Genomic DNA, 13,504 nt, shown 5'->3' on the forward strand with positions numbered 1-13,504 from the left:
GCATGGCGAAAATCGTTAGATACTGGGCTCATGATCCTGTCGGAAACATTGAGAACATGTTGCAGAGTTTCGATAAGGAGCAGCTGCAAAAAGGAGAGGAAGCGGGCATCGTGTTCGTCGCTGAATACGACGACGGAACTCGCTCCATTGTCAAGGCGGTCGACGTTGTTGAACCTCAGACGTTCTCGAACGATAGCGGCATCACCCTGGTTCTGCCTTCATACGTGGATGAGCGAACTTCCGCGACAGTCGCGTGTTTCGATGCACTCGCGGAAATTGTAAACCCATCGGTCGCAACGGCTTCCGCTGATGAAACCGAAACGCAAGTTGACCCGATTGGGGCGTTTATGGCCGCGCTTGAGAAGCTTCGAGCTCTTAACATTGGCGGTGAAGAGAAATGAACACGCAGACAATCGAGCTTGACATCGACAAGCGAGGATGCGGGAACAACTGCATCCGTATCGCGCAGGGCGAGAGCGGCGGCACCACCATCAAGGCGCTCGTCTACGACAACGGCGCAGAGTTCGCACTTTCGGGCTATACGGCCTACCTTGTTGCGCGTTTGCCTGATCGTATCCACTACTACAAGGGAACAGCAACCGTTTCGGGCAACGCCGTAACGCACGTCTGCGAGGAAAGCAAGCTCGCATGTGTCCCTGGCTACACCGACGAAGCATATTTCGAGTTCGTAAAAGGCTCGCAGACAGTGCAGACCGAGCGTTTCGCGCTCGACATCATGCGCGACGCCCGCGAAGGCAACGCGCCCGCGCAATCTTGGGACAACGCCGTCGAGGAACTTGAGAAACGAGCCGAAACAGCCGTTTTGAAGGGCGAGAAGGCCGCAACCGACGCGACTACCGCCGTCAACAATGCCACCGCCGCTGTGAACATCTGCAAGAGCGCGACCGAAGCAGCCAACACGGCCACTAGTAAGGCCAACGCCGCGACTAAAAGTGCGAACGCCGCCACCACAGCCGCCAACACCGCCAAAGCGAACGCCGACGCGGCAACCGATGCCGCGAAGACGGCGACCAACGCCGCAACCGCATCGAAGGACAGCGCCGACGAAGCGGCGGCAGATGCGCGCAAGGCCGCCGAGGAAGCTCGCGGCTCAATCAGCCCCGACAAGCGCATCTATCTTGCCTACGACACCGTGGGCGATACCGAGTACATCACACTAGTGGACACGGAGGATTAGGCATGGCGAAGACGCACATTGCAGACCACGAAACACTTGAGCGCGTGGCAATCGCGCTCGAATCCATGGGGGCTTCGACAGTCCCCATTTTTAATGAGGAAATTGGACGCTATACGAACGCGAGCATTGCCGCATGGCTCGCAAAGATGCGCGATGGAAAGAATTATGGCGTCAGCATTCCGAAAGGCAGCTCTACTGCCTGCACGAAGACAGGCGCGAACGCTGGCATCGCCAACCCGCAGCCTGGCGTCATCGGTCGCGCGGCGGTAGACCCGTACGTCGGTCACGGTGCGTTTCTCTTCTTCGAGGTGAACGGTGGCGTGGATGCCGATGGCATGCCCTATGTCACGGCGATCAACGGCGATGGCCGTTTTAGTCGCAAGGATGACACATGGATTCTGACGCCCGTTCTCTACACACTTGAGACCGAGACCGACGATGCGGTGAACCTCGCGGTTTCCGACACGTGTCACCCTGGCATGAAGCGCCAGCCCGCCGCGCTGCTGCCGAACGGCGCTCAGCGCCCTTATATGCTTTACGCGAAATACGCCCTGTCGGTCGATGTGGACGGCAAACCGCGCAGCGTGAGCGGCGCGCCCGTCAAGACGCGCAGCGTGAGCCACGACGGCGGCGTTTCGCTCATGAAGACGGCCACCACAGGCGACGCGCTCAAGGTCGCCGCCGATGACTGGTACGTGAAGGCGATGTTCTTGCTCAAGTACGCTACCAAAAATAGCCAGAGTATCTTCACTGGATGCACGGCCTACGATGTGACCACCGCGCCAACCGTTGCCGAGAGCAACACCACGCGCGTCGTAATCGCCAAGGACAAGGCCGACCAGGTTCTCGTAGGCTCGGCGATGATGCTCGGCACGCACACGGGGGACAGCGCCGACCGTGGCTATAGCTATAACTGCGACATCTTCGACGGCGCGAAGGTCATCAAGAAGGTGGCTGTCGATGCTTCGAACGTCGCGATCTACTTCGATGTTGCGAAGCCGTTCAATACCGCTACCACCTACCAGCTCGCTACTGCTCCGTGGAACGCTGGCGCATGCGACATGGTTGAGGGAGATGGTTCGCCGACGAGCTGCACCGATTCCAAACAGCCGTTCGTCATCCAGGGCATCGAGCTTGGCTTGGGTATGTATGAGGTTCTTGGCAATGTTCTCATCGAATACACAGGCAGCGGCACCGTCGTCTGGGTCAACCCCGACACCAAGAACGAGAAGTCTGGCAGCATGCCCGATTCGGCGCTTAGCATCGGCGCATTCCCTGGCCCTGCTGGTGAAGGCTGGAACTATGGCCTTTACCCGAAGACCGCCAGCGGCCTGATGATGCAGCAGGGAACGGGCGCGTCAACGTCCGTCGGCATCTGCGACGGCAACTACAAGGTCGCGGACACCACCGTCGGATGGCGAGAGTGGCTTTCTCTCGGCTACTTGGGGAACCGGGGCGTTGCTGGCCTTTGGTACGTCCACGGCGACAACGGCACCGGCATCACCCGGTGGGCCTTCGGCTCGCGCCGCTCTGCAAATGGTCGCTCAAGGGGTGAAGCGGCGTAAGCCGCGAGGGGGCGTAAGCCCCCTTCTGCAGACAAAACAGGGATTCGCGGCGCGCGGGCTGTCATGTTCTCTTGGCTTTCTCTCGGCAACTTGAGGAACAGGGGCAATGCTGGCCTTTGGTACGTCAACGGCAACAACGGCACCGGCAACACCAGGTGGAACATCGGCTCGCGCCTATCTGGAAAAAACTAACAACCAGCTGAACACTTCCGCCGCGACTACCCGCCGTGCTGGCAACGAGCGGGCATTGGCCTGGGTCAACTGACTGAAATGGCTTTAAGACCACTGGGACAGTAGCCGTGTCGGCGACCTCTCAGACAGCATCCAGAGAGAACGGTCTGAACAATTGAAGAGTTATTGCAAAGGGCTCCGCATCGACGGAGCCATTATTGGTAGAGCCTACGAATCGTGGCTCGCCGCGCCCGCTGGCAAGAAGAACGCGTGGCGCGTACCCGACGAGCACGGCAGCGCCGAGTCGCTTATTGCAGAAATCGAGAGCGAAATCGCATCGCGCACGCTCGCGCTTCGGCCCATCAAGCGCTACAGGCACCGCGAACCGACAAACGGCAAGCTGCGCATCATCGGAGTCGAAAGCGTCAAGCAGCAGGTTTGCGACTACGTGGCCATCGAAGCGCTAAGCCGGCTGCTGCGCGCGAAGGTTGGCTTCTGGCAGGTTTCCAGCGTGAAGGGAAAAGGCCAGCTGATGGCTGCGAACGCCGTGAGTCGCTGGGTTCAAGAGGGCGGTTACTTCGTCCATCTCGACGTTCGCAAGTGCTACCCGTCCATCAAGGCCGATGTGGTCATGCGGATGCTTCGCCGATACGTGCGAAGCCCCGACGTGCTGTACCTGTGCGAAACGCTGCTCGCAACCTACGGCGGCGGGCTGGAGATCGGCAGCTATTTCAGCCTGCGGATGGCGCAGTTTGTTCTTTCGTTCGGCTATCACGCCGTGGAAGACATGCGCAAGGTTCGAAGAGGTTGCGGCGTCCCAATGGTTACGCATCAGCTCTGGTACGCCGACGACATCTACCTGTTCAGCCAAGACAAGCGCAACTTGCGAAGTGCAGCGCGGCAGCTGCAAAGGCTGCTGCTCAAGGACTTCGGCCTTCACGTCAAGCCGTGGAAGGTCTGTCGAGTTGGCGACCAGGAGCCCGTTGACGTCGTTGGCTTCACGGTTCGCCGCAATCGCGTGACGCTGCGACCGACGCTCTTCCTACGCGCGTGCCGAGCTTTCCGCAAATACCGGCGAAGTCCGACGCTTGGGCGCGCTAGGCGCGTGTGCAGCTATTGGGGATGGTTTAGAAACACAGATTCGCTCGCCTTGGTTGCGAGCAACGGATTCGACAAGACTATCAAACAAGCAAAGCGGCACGTGAGCGCCGCAGAGAGGAAGAGACATGAGCTATCAGACAGTGTCCGCCACACAGCCTGACGCGGTGCTCATCGAAGCCCGCGCGGACGGCGCGTGCGCCGACGTTTGGCTTCGCAAGAACATCGAGAAGGACGTTGCAGATAACGGCCCCGATGCTGAGAAGTCAATCGAGTTTTATAAGGCCGACGAGCTTCATTTCGTCCAAGTCGGCGTGCCGACCGTTGATGAGGTGATGGCGGCGTTCGACGAGCTGTGGGAAGCGCACGAGGATGACGGGCTTACCGACGCCGAGCGAATCGACGCGCTCATGGCGCAGCTCAAGGCAACCAACGCCGCGCTCGATGACACGAACGCCGCGTTGCTCGAAATCGGCGATTTGGTAGGCGGTGAGTAACGGTGGCAAAGATCTACTACGAAGCCGTGAAGAGCGGCAGACGAACGCTTGAGAGCGTTCCGAAACGGTGGCGCGACGCAGTGGCGGCGATGCTCGAAGCAGACAAGAAAAACGACCAGGAAGGTTAAAGATTATGGACTTTACTGCAATCTACACGTTCACCGACCAGCAGATTTGGGCAATCGCTGGCGCGTTCCTGTTGATGCTGTTCGACATGATTAGCGGCATCATCTCCGCCATCATGAACCATCAGTTCAAGAGCTCCACGATGCGCACTGGGCTTGGGCACAAGGCCGTGTTGGCGCTTATCATCCTGCTCGCGATGTGCATCGAGATTCTGAGCGCTCACGTCGCTGGCCTTGGCTTCGGCGGCGTAACGGTGTACGTCGTATGTGTGGCGATCATCGTAATGGAGGTGGCCAGCATCCTCGAAAACCTTTGCAAGGCTTACCCCGATATCGCGAGCCTTCCAATCATGAAGATTTTCGAGCACGCAGACGCCGAAGCGGCGAGTGCGAAGGCGGTAACCGATGAAGTCTCGAAGCGCGGCTAGGATGAAACTCGCAATCGCTTTGCTGCTCGGCATCGCCATCGGCTTTGCGGTGTGGTTTGGCGTTGCGCTCGACCACATGCAGGTCGACAGCTCAAGCGTCGCCAAGAGCTACGAGCGCGGCTACAGCGACGGTGTGCAAGACGCACAACCCATCATCGACAAACAGGCAAGCACACAGAAGAGCGGCTATATGCCGCTCTTCTTGCAGAAAGACCCCCAATGGGTTTCTTGCGCCTACAGCGACGGAACCATCGGCACGTACGGCTGTGGGCTCACGTGCGCCGCTATGGCTCTGAGCTACGAGAACAGCGTCATCGTCACACCAGACTTGCTTTCGAGCCTTGTTGGCGAAGCGTGCCTTACCGACCGTGTGAACGACATGGCAAAGTTCACACAGCTGCTCCATGACCGCTATGGCTTCGACCGCGTTGACACGTTTTGGGACACCGATACGGCGCTCGGATACGTCGATGACGGTTGGATCGTCTTCGCTGGCGTGAGCGGAACGCTTGGCGAACGCAACTACGGGAGCCACGTCGTGATGCTGTGGCGCAGAAACGATGACGGCACCTACGCGATGCGAGACCCCGACGATGGGGTGAATTCAATCAAGACATGGACGAGGGAAGAGCTTAAAGCCGTCGGCTTCGGCTCTTTCAACGCTTTGAGAGGTGATAAACGATGACTATGAAGGGCATCGACATTTCTGACTATCAGCGCGGGCTTGACCTCGGCGCTATCGACTACGATTTCGTCTTCTGCAAGGCAACGGAGGGAACGGGAATCGTGCACGACACGTGCGACCCGTTCATTCAGAAGGCAATCAGCATGGGTAAGTGCTGGGGCTTCTATCACTTCCTGAACAAGGAAGACCCGATCGCGCAGGCAAACCACTTCTATGAGAACTGCAAGAACTATTTCGGCGTCGGCGTTCCCATGCTCGATTACGAGGATTACGGGCGCATCGGCACTGACAAGGCAAAACAGTTCCTCGACAGAATATATGAGCTTACAGGCGTGCGCTGCATCGTGTACATAAGTCGCAGTGTGTGCACAGAAGAGGATTGGAGCGCCATCGCGCCGAATCATGCGCTCTGGGTTGCGCAGTACGCCGACAACAACGAGACTGGATACCAGGATTCGCCGTGGCTCGCATCTGGCGCGTTTGGTGCGTGGGATTCCTGCGCAATTCATCAGTACACGTCCCATGGACGCATCAACGGTTACGACGGCCTTCTCGACCTTGATATCGCCTATATGGATGCCGCCGCATGGGCGAAGTTCGCAAACCCCAACGGCGGTACGCCCGCGCCCGCGCCGTCCAATGACCCGCAGGGAAGTACGGCGGACATTGCTGCCGCCGTCATGCGTGGTGAGTACGGCAATGGGGGCGATCGTCGCAACCGCCTAGGTTCGCGCTATGATGATGTCCAAAACCTCATTAATCGCGCTGCTTCAGCGAGCGTCGATGACCTCGCGAGCGACGTTCTTAACGGGGTTTTCGGCAACGGCGATACTCGCCGCGCAATCCTCGCAGACCGTTATGACGATGTTCAGGCTCGCGTGAACGAGCGCGCCAATGGCGTTGACATTGACGCTCTTGCACGCGCCGTGATTCGCGGTGAGTACGGTGATGGCGATGCTCGCCGTTCCGCCCTGGGAAGCAACTATGATGCCGTTCAGAAGCGCGTGAACGAGCTTCTGGTATGAAGGATGAAGTTTGCTGGGGCGTCGGCGTTGCAGTTGGCGTGCTGATTACGGCCTTTCTGTTCCCCTTCGTCCCTGTGTTTTGGCTCGTATCGAAACTTGACGATTAAACGAATTAAGCCCGCACCCTGTAATGGGTGCGGGCTTTTTCTGCGTTTCATGCATGCTTTTCCATGTCGGTTGCAACGAGCTTCTTAAGGTACTCGGTTGTGTTCGGCTGACTCTTTAACCACTGGTACATGATCTCGTCGTCATCGTTGGGGTAAAACCGAATGGTGAGCTGCTTCACCGACTTTTTGCGGTAGGCCGATACGGCGCGCTTTTGCGAATCGTAGACCATCATTTTCCGCCTTTCCTGCTTCTGAGCCACCTCATTACAAAGATTGTTGCCAATGACGCCGCAACTGCGATTAAAACCGTTTTCATCGCGATTCTCCTGGTGTAAAATCGTTGGTGACGGGGCACCGCCTTCGCGGTGCCCCTTCTGCTCAAGACCTCTTCGAATGCTTCCCGGCTTTGTGAGAGGTCTTTTCTCTTAGGGCTTGGATTGCCGTTTCCGCCGCTACTGTAACCAAGCTGCTTATCACGGCTACTGCCAAGTCCTTCAAAAACTCTTCCATTTGAACCACCTCCTTTCCTCTTGACATCTATTATTATAGGGTAGACCATAGAGAAAAGCAAGCAGAAATTTGGGATTGATTAGCCTTTTTTATTATTTGGTTCGCAGATGGCCACGACGGCAAACCAGCTTCGTGTTACCTTGATTTCAACCGAGTTGGCATATATCGTGTTCGCAGTAAGTAGCTTCTGCTCCAGCACCGTGGACGCGCTGTCTGCCGAGGAGCGCGAACGCATCCTGCTCCAGGCGCGCTCCTTTAACGAGCGGCTTGCGGGCGAGGCCACCGAGCTTCCCGCCGACCAGATCGAGCCCTACGCCCAGCAGCTCATCTTTGACCGCGACCCCATGATGAGCTGGGTCGAGATCCCCTCCATCGACGTGAGCATGCCCATCTACCACGGCACGAGCGAAGAAGTCCTTATGGCAGGCGTCGGCCACCTGGAGGGCACGAGCCTGCCGGTGGGCGGCACCTCGACGCATTGCGTGCTCACCGCGCACTCGGGCATGCGCAACCTGAGCATGTTCGACGACATCCACTCGCTGGAGCCCGGCGACCTGGTGCTGCTGCACACCATGAACAAGACGCTCGCCTACAAGATGGTGGACTCCGAGGTGGTGCTGCCCGAGGAGATGGAGTCGCTGACCATCGAGCCCGGCGCCGACAAGGTGACGCTCGTCACCTGCACGCCCTACGGCGTGAACGACCACCGCCTGCTGGTGCATTGCGTGCGCACCAAGTACAGCAAGAAGGACGTCGACAAGCAAAAGTCGCTGGCCGGCCGCCACTGGGGCAAGCGCGAGTTTGCCGTGCTCATCGTGGTCGTAGCCATTGTGTTGTTGCTGCTGGACATCGTGGTCCACGCGGTCCGCAAGCGCCGCAAGGCCAAGGCCTCGGCATAAGACATTCTTCAGAACCGCCACAAAGGGGACAGGTACCTTTGTGGTGGTCGGGACTTCCAAACCATCACAACATTCGATGAAAATCGCGATTTTGGCGAAAAGCGTCGAATGTTGTGATGCTTTTCGTTGTGGGCGCGACGGTCTTCGTTGTGGGCGGGACGGTCTTCGTTGCAGGTGGGACGGTTTTCGCTATGGACGGTGCGGTTTTGCTGCAGAACCGCCAGCCCGCGCCCTGCCAACCGCCGTCCTCGTTACGTTTTCGCTGCATTTAGGTAAAGCACCTGCTCCAAGCCGGCGTTGCCCTGTATACTAGAGCGGTTTAACTGTTATGCGGAAGGGAGCGCCTATGGCACTCAGCGAGAAAGATGTGCACGGCATCGCCGAGTACGCAAAGATCGCACTGACCGATGACGAGCTCGCCCAGATGACGTCCTACCTGAACGACGCCGTCCAGATGCTCGAGCCCGTCTTGCAATATGACTTGCCCGACGTGGAGCCCACGTTCCATCCCATCGGAAGCCTGTCCAACGTGATGGGCGACGACCTGCGCAAGCCCGAGCGCGACCTGCCGCTCGACGTCGCGCTCGAAAACGCCGGCAGCGCGCGCGACCGCTACTTCCGCGTGCCGTCCATTTTGGGAGAGGGGGAGAGCGAGTAATGGCGCAGAGCTTCGATTCCCTTACCGCTGCCCAGATCGCCGCAGGCGTTGCCGCCGGTGACTTTACCGCTACCGAGGTGGCTCAGGCCTCCCTTGCCGCCATCGAGGCGCGCGAGTGCGGGGTCCAGGCATTCCTGCAGGTGGCGCCCGAGCTTGCGCTCGAGGCCGCTGCGCGCGTGGATGCCGACCGTGCCGCAGGCAAGCCGCTGCCCCCGCTCGCGGGCGTGCCGCTGGCCATCAAGGACAACATGAACCTCGTGGGCACGCGTACCACCTGCGCTTCCCGCATGCTCGGGGACTACCAGAGCGTCTACACCGCCACCTGCGTCCAGCGCATGCTCGATGCCGGCTGCCTGCCCATGGGCAAGGCCAACATGGACGAGTTTGCCTTTGGTAGCTCCACCGAGAGCTCGGCGTTCCACCGCACCAACAACCCCTGGGATACCGAGCGCGTGCCCGGCGGCTCCTCGGGCGGCTCCGCTGCCGCCGTCGCCGCGGGCGAGGTCGCGCTCTCGCTGGGCTCGGACACCGGCGGCTCCATTCGCCAGCCGGCGTCGCTGTGCGGCGTGGTGGGCTTTAAGCCCACGTACGGCGCCGTGAGCCGTTACGGCGTGGTTGCCTTTGGCTCGTCGCTCGACCAGGTTGGCCCCTTCGGCCGCACGGTCGAGGACGTCGCGCTGGCCATGAACGCGCTTACCGGTGCGGGCCACGATCCGTACGACTGCACCAGCCAGGATTGCGCCGTCGACTTTACCGAACATCTCAACGACAGCATCGAGGGCAAGCGCGTGGGCATCATCCCCGCGTTTATGGAGGCCGAGGGCCTGACGCCCGAGGTCAAGGCCGCTGTTCAGCGCGCCGCCCAGGAGCTGCAGAACCAGGGTGCCGAGCTGGTCGAGGTCGACCTGCCGCACCTGGACGCCGCCATCGCCGCCTACTACGTCATCGGCCCGGCCGAGGCGTTCTCCAACCTGGCACGTTTCGACGGCATTCGCTATGGCTACCAGGAGGAGGGCTGCGCCAACCTGTCCGACCAGAGCTCCCTTTCGCGCGCCCACGGCTTTGGCGCCGAGGCCAAGCGCCGTCAGATGCTCGGCGCCTACCTGCTGAGCTCGGGCGTGTACGACAAGTACTACTATGCCGCGCAAAAGGCCCGCACGCTCATCACGCAGGACTACGACGCCGCGTATGCCAAGGTGGACACCATCCTCATGCCCGCCTCGCCGCGCACGGCCTTTAAGTTTGGCGAGATTAGCGACCCCACGCAGATGTACCTTTCGGACCTGTACACCATCTCGCTCAACATTTGCGGCAACGGTGGTATCTCGGTGCCGCTGGGCCTGGGCAAGGACACTCAGCTGCCCGTTTCTGCCCAGCTGGTTGGTCCGGCCTTTAAGGACCGTCAGCTGCTCACGTTTGCTCGCGCCCTGGAGCGCGGCTTTGCCGATACCGCCACGGGTGCGCCCGCGCTTTCCGTCGCGCCCGATTTTGCCGGGAAGGGAGGCGAGCTGTAATGAAGGAGCTTTCCGAGGTCCTGCAGGATTGGGAGGCCGTGATCGGCCTGGAGATCCATACCGAGCTCACCGCGCTCGATACCAAGATGTTCTGCAACTGCAAGCTCAGCCACGATGACGAGCCCAACGCCAACGTGTGCCCGGTGTGCCTGGGCCTGCCCGGCGCCCTGCCGGTGCCCAACAAGCGCGCCATCGAGAGCATCGTCAAGGCCGGTCTTGCCACCAACTGCGAGATCCAGCGCCATTCGATGTTCTACCGCAAGCACTACTTTTATCCCGATATGGCCAAGAACTTCCAGACCACGCAGGGTCCGGTCGCCTTTGCCATGTACGGCCACCTGGACCTGGACGTGACCGGTCGCGGTGCCGCCGAGCGCCCCGACTGCGCGTTTGGCGAGGCCGAGGCCCAGAGCCTGGCGAGCGCCTCGGCCAACGCCGAGGGCCTGGCCACGTCCATGACGTCGACCATGCGCGAGGGCAATCAGCGCGCCGGCCACCTGGCCAGCTATGACGCGTCTAACCTGCAGATGCCCGAGCGTCGCGAGGACGGTTCCTACACGGTGCCTATTCGCATCCTGCGCATCCACATGGAGGAGGACGCCGCCAAGATGGTGCACGTAGGCGGTGCCGAGGGCCGCATTACCGCCGCGGCCGAGTCGCTCGTCGACTACAACCGCTGCGGCACGCCTTTGATTGAGCTCGTGACTGAGCCCGACTTGCGCACGCCCGAGGAAGCGCGCCTGTTTATGGAGAAGCTCCGTCGCATCTTTGTGACGCTGGGCATTTCGGACTGCTCCATGGAGAAGGGTTCCATGCGCTGCGACGGCAACGTGTCGCTGCGTCGCCGCGGCGAGACCAAGCTGGGCACCAAAACCGAGCTCAAGAACCTCAACTCGTTTAAGAGTCTGCATGACGGCCTTGCCTACGAGATTTGCCGCCAGGCCGAGGTGCTCGAGGAGGGCGGCATTATCTATCAGGAGACCCGCCACTGGGAGCCCAGCCGCAAGCGCACCGTGGTCATGCGTGTCAAGGAGACGGCCGACGACTATCGTCTGTTCCCCGACCCCGATCTGGCGCCGTTCGATCTGGACGACGAGTTCATCGACCGCTGCCGAGGGGAGATTCCCGAGCTGCCCGATGCCAAGCGCGCCCGTTTTGAGGCCGACTTTGGTATTAAGGCGGCCGATGCCGAGCAGATTGCCGGCGACCCGGAGTTTGCCGAGTTCTTTGAGGCTGCCGCTGCCGGTATGGCTGGCAAGGAGGCCCAGACGGTTGCAAACTTGCTGGTGAACGAGATGATCGCCTACCTTAAGGGCGCAGGCGTGTCGCTCGCCGAGTCCGGCATCGCGCCGGCTCAGGTGGCAGCCCTTGCCAAGCTGCTGGCGACCGATGCTATCAGCTCCAACCAAGCGCACGAGGTCTTTGAGGCTATGGCCCAGACCGGTGACGACCCCAACAAGATCGTCGACGAGCGTGGTATGCGTCAGGTGAGCGATGCCGGCGCGCTGCAGCCGATCGTGGACGAAGTGCTGGCAAACTGTGCCGATCAGGCGCAGCAGTATCGTGACGGCAACCAGAAGGTCATCGGCTTTTTGGTGGGCCAGTGCATGAAGGCGAGCCGCGGCAAGGGCAACCCGAAGCTCTTCAACGAGTTGCTGAGAACGTCGCTCTCGTAGCTGCGAGGCCGTGGAAGCCCCGAGTCGCCGGGGTGTTTCCTCCAAATTTCAAACAGTCCTATGCAAGACGAAGGCCACATTTAGTGGCCTTCTTTGCATGCGGAACTCATTTGGAGCAAACACCCCGGCGACTCGGGGCTTCCCCGGCCAGACGACTCGGCCGTTCGGGTCAGGTGGGGCTGAATGGAATAGAGTGAATGGGCGCGCCGTTGGCGCGCCCATTTTTGTGCGGGTGACAAAGGGGCAGTCCCTTTGTCACATTGCAAATGGTCTTCCCTGCTTGTGGGACTTATGGGCCGTCCCTTTGTCGCCTCTTTATTGATGCTGGGAGCGCCAAGCGGTGGGGGTGGTGCCGGTGTGTTGCTTGAAGGCTTGGGCGAAGGCGGCCTGCTGAGGGTAGCCTAGACGCTCTGCCACCTGCGCTATCGTGAGCGCGCTATCGGCCAAAAGGTCCTGTGCTCGCTCCATACGGCGTCTGCGAATGTAGGCGCCCAGGGACTCGCCAGTTTGGGCCTTAAAGGTTGCGCATAGCTTGGAGCGGCTTGTGTAGAGCCTCTCGGCCACTTCGTTGACACCCACACGCCTGCCTTTGTCGAGTGCGCACTCAATCATCGCCGTCGCTTCCTCGGCAATGGTCACGCTGGCGCGTGTGTCTGCCGCCTGCTGCGCCTGCTTGTGGGCCGCGCGCGAACAGGCGAGCTCCGCGACCATGGTCTCCACGATGCCTTGCATATAGACGTGTCCGCCTACGGTGCGGGCGCGTTCCTCGTTAATCCGACGCAGCGTGTGGCAGATGACAGACGTCGCCTCCTCGTGCCATGGCTCGGCAAACGCCTCAAAGATACCCGCGAACTCGGTGGGATAGCGGTGCTCCAGTTCGTCAAAAAATCCAGGCAAAAAGAGCACCGAGCGCGAGTGATAAAGCTGCCCTGCAAACAGCGGACTTAGCTCCTCGCCGCAGCTATCTTGGATAAAGCTGCACACCGCGCTGTTCGGCCACGGCCCGCGCAGTGGCTTAAGGTTCGCAGGCGTTATGCCAGCCTTGGGCATGCACATGAGCGTGGGCGCGCTGACCTCGCTCACGCACGCGTACGGTTCGGGTGTGTATTCGGCCAGGTACATATCGTGCGTCGGGGTAATGAAATGCTCCATGACGATGCAGGCGGGGGAGAGAGGCATGATCCATGCGCGTCCGTGTGCCCGATCGTTTGCCACCTCGCCGGTAAAGACGGCGCCCTTGCCGGAAAGCTGCAGACCAAACTGCTCAAACTGCGGTGCGTAGAGCTCGGTTATATCGGTTGCTGCCCGCCGCATTTTCAAAAGCGTCCCCTTCATTTGCGAAAACGTC

15 protein-coding genes are annotated in these 13,504 nt (G+C 60.3%); 13 read left to right on the forward strand and 2 right to left on the reverse strand.

The annotated features are described in order from the left end of the window. Positions 1 to 2 precede the first annotated feature (2 nt). The 9 genes from AAAX31_RS00230 (at position 3) to AAAX31_RS00270 (ending at position 6,792) form a co-directional block, all read left to right on the forward strand. A complete protein-coding gene (locus AAAX31_RS00230) occupies positions 3 to 401 on the forward strand; it encodes a hypothetical protein (RefSeq protein WP_349075721.1) in 399 nt (132 codons plus the stop codon). Further along, positions 398 to 1,198 (forward strand): BppU family phage baseplate upper protein, encoded by an 801-nt coding sequence (locus AAAX31_RS00235; protein ID WP_349075722.1) that lies wholly within the window; start codon positions 398 to 400, stop codon positions 1,196 to 1,198. Before AAAX31_RS00230 ends, AAAX31_RS00235 begins: the two co-directional genes overlap by 4 nt. 2 nt (positions 1,199 to 1,200) lie before the next feature. Next, positions 1,201 to 2,763 (forward strand): hypothetical protein, encoded by a 1,563-nt coding sequence (locus tag AAAX31_RS00240; RefSeq protein WP_349075724.1) that lies wholly within the window; start codon positions 1,201 to 1,203, stop codon positions 2,761 to 2,763. Between the two features lie 346 nt (positions 2,764 to 3,109). Beyond that, positions 3,110 to 4,195: an RNA-directed DNA polymerase gene (locus tag AAAX31_RS00245; protein ID WP_349075726.1), complete on the forward strand. Its 1,086-nt coding sequence runs from the start codon at positions 3,110 to 3,112 to the stop codon at positions 4,193 to 4,195. Continuing rightward, positions 4,161 to 4,529, forward strand: coding sequence for a hypothetical protein (locus tag AAAX31_RS00250; RefSeq protein ID WP_349075728.1), 369 nt, complete (start codon positions 4,161 to 4,163; stop codon positions 4,527 to 4,529). Before AAAX31_RS00245 ends, AAAX31_RS00250 begins: the two co-directional genes overlap by 35 nt. 2 nt (positions 4,530 to 4,531) lie before the next feature. After that, positions 4,532 to 4,657 carry a CD1375 family protein gene (locus tag AAAX31_RS00255; RefSeq protein ID WP_349075731.1) on the forward strand — a complete coding sequence of 42 codons (126 nt, stop codon included), beginning with the start codon at positions 4,532 to 4,534 and terminating at the stop codon, positions 4,655 to 4,657. A 5-nt stretch (positions 4,658 to 4,662) separates the two neighbouring features. Then, positions 4,663 to 5,082 carry a phage holin family protein gene (locus AAAX31_RS00260; protein ID WP_349075734.1) on the forward strand — a complete coding sequence of 140 codons (420 nt, stop codon included), beginning with the start codon at positions 4,663 to 4,665 and terminating at the stop codon, positions 5,080 to 5,082. A 1-nt stretch (position 5,083) separates the two neighbouring features. Beyond that, the gene (locus tag AAAX31_RS00265) at positions 5,084 to 5,767 is read left to right on the forward strand and encodes a hypothetical protein (protein ID WP_349075736.1); all 684 of its coding nucleotides are present in this window, start codon (positions 5,084 to 5,086) and stop codon (positions 5,765 to 5,767) included. Beyond that, positions 5,764 to 6,792 (forward strand): GH25 family lysozyme, encoded by a 1,029-nt coding sequence (locus AAAX31_RS00270; protein WP_349075738.1) that lies wholly within the window; start codon positions 5,764 to 5,766, stop codon positions 6,790 to 6,792. Before AAAX31_RS00265 ends, AAAX31_RS00270 begins: the two co-directional genes overlap by 4 nt. 154 nt (positions 6,793 to 6,946) lie before the next feature. On the opposite strand, the gene AAAX31_RS00275 is transcribed toward AAAX31_RS00270, so the two are convergent. Then, the gene (locus AAAX31_RS00275) at positions 6,947 to 7,132 is read right to left on the reverse strand and encodes a hypothetical protein (RefSeq protein WP_303252074.1); all 186 of its coding nucleotides are present in this window, start codon (positions 7,130 to 7,132) and stop codon (positions 6,947 to 6,949) included. Positions 7,133 to 7,576: 444 nt separating this feature from the next. Here AAAX31_RS00275 and AAAX31_RS00280 point away from each other — a divergent pair, with 444 nt between their 5' ends. The 4 genes from AAAX31_RS00280 (at position 7,577) to gatB (ending at position 12,156) form a co-directional block, all read left to right on the forward strand. Continuing rightward, positions 7,577 to 8,308: a class C sortase gene (locus tag AAAX31_RS00280; RefSeq protein ID WP_349075740.1), complete on the forward strand. Its 732-nt coding sequence runs from the start codon at positions 7,577 to 7,579 to the stop codon at positions 8,306 to 8,308. A 346-nt stretch (positions 8,309 to 8,654) separates the two neighbouring features. Continuing rightward, the gene (gene gatC, locus AAAX31_RS00285) at positions 8,655 to 8,966 is read left to right on the forward strand and encodes an Asp-tRNA(Asn)/Glu-tRNA(Gln) amidotransferase subunit GatC (RefSeq protein ID WP_349075741.1); all 312 of its coding nucleotides are present in this window, start codon (positions 8,655 to 8,657) and stop codon (positions 8,964 to 8,966) included. Next, positions 8,966 to 10,480: an Asp-tRNA(Asn)/Glu-tRNA(Gln) amidotransferase subunit GatA gene (gene gatA, locus AAAX31_RS00290; protein WP_349075743.1), complete on the forward strand. Its 1,515-nt coding sequence runs from the start codon at positions 8,966 to 8,968 to the stop codon at positions 10,478 to 10,480. Before gatC ends, gatA begins: the two co-directional genes overlap by 1 nt. Further along, positions 10,480 to 12,156 carry an Asp-tRNA(Asn)/Glu-tRNA(Gln) amidotransferase subunit GatB gene (gene gatB / locus AAAX31_RS00295; protein WP_349075745.1) on the forward strand — a complete coding sequence of 559 codons (1,677 nt, stop codon included), beginning with the start codon at positions 10,480 to 10,482 and terminating at the stop codon, positions 12,154 to 12,156. Before gatA ends, gatB begins: the two co-directional genes overlap by 1 nt. A 315-nt stretch (positions 12,157 to 12,471) precedes the next feature. Here gatB and AAAX31_RS00300 read toward each other — a convergent pair whose 3' ends face one another. Further along, positions 12,472 to 13,470 carry a helix-turn-helix transcriptional regulator gene (locus tag AAAX31_RS00300; protein WP_349075747.1) on the reverse strand — a complete coding sequence of 333 codons (999 nt, stop codon included), beginning with the start codon at positions 13,468 to 13,470 and terminating at the stop codon, positions 12,472 to 12,474. Positions 13,471 to 13,504 lie beyond the last annotated feature (34 nt).

Source organism: Collinsella sp. CLA-ER-H5 (genome assembly GCF_040092375.1).
Classification (GTDB): domain Bacteria; phylum Actinomycetota; class Coriobacteriia; order Coriobacteriales; family Coriobacteriaceae; genus Collinsella.

Excerpts from the sequence above, each read along its gene's own strand:
- AAAX31_RS00230 (WP_349075721.1), top strand. The coding sequence starts at position 3 with ATGGCGAAAATCGTTAGATACTGGGCTCATGATCCTGTCGGAAACATT.
- AAAX31_RS00235 (WP_349075722.1), top strand. The coding sequence starts at position 398 with ATGAACACGCAGACAATCGAGCTTGACATCGACAAGCGAGGATGCGGG.
- AAAX31_RS00240 (WP_349075724.1), top strand. The coding sequence starts at position 1,201 with ATGGCGAAGACGCACATTGCAGACCACGAAACACTTGAGCGCGTGGCA.
- AAAX31_RS00250 (WP_349075728.1), top strand. The coding sequence starts at position 4,161 with ATGAGCTATCAGACAGTGTCCGCCACACAGCCTGACGCGGTGCTCATC.
- AAAX31_RS00260 (WP_349075734.1), top strand. The coding sequence starts at position 4,663 with ATGGACTTTACTGCAATCTACACGTTCACCGACCAGCAGATTTGGGCA.
- AAAX31_RS00265 (WP_349075736.1), top strand. The coding sequence starts at position 5,084 with ATGAAACTCGCAATCGCTTTGCTGCTCGGCATCGCCATCGGCTTTGCG.
- AAAX31_RS00270 (WP_349075738.1), top strand. The coding sequence starts at position 5,764 with ATGACTATGAAGGGCATCGACATTTCTGACTATCAGCGCGGGCTTGAC.
- AAAX31_RS00275 (WP_303252074.1), bottom strand. The coding sequence starts at position 7,132 with ATGATGGTCTACGATTCGCAAAAGCGCGCCGTATCGGCCTACCGCAAA.
- gatC (WP_349075741.1), top strand. The coding sequence starts at position 8,655 with ATGGCACTCAGCGAGAAAGATGTGCACGGCATCGCCGAGTACGCAAAG.
- gatA (WP_349075743.1), top strand. The coding sequence starts at position 8,966 with ATGGCGCAGAGCTTCGATTCCCTTACCGCTGCCCAGATCGCCGCAGGC.
- gatB (WP_349075745.1), top strand. The coding sequence starts at position 10,480 with ATGAAGGAGCTTTCCGAGGTCCTGCAGGATTGGGAGGCCGTGATCGGC.
- AAAX31_RS00300 (WP_349075747.1), bottom strand. The coding sequence starts at position 13,470 with ATGCGGCGGGCAGCAACCGATATAACCGAGCTCTACGCACCGCAGTTT.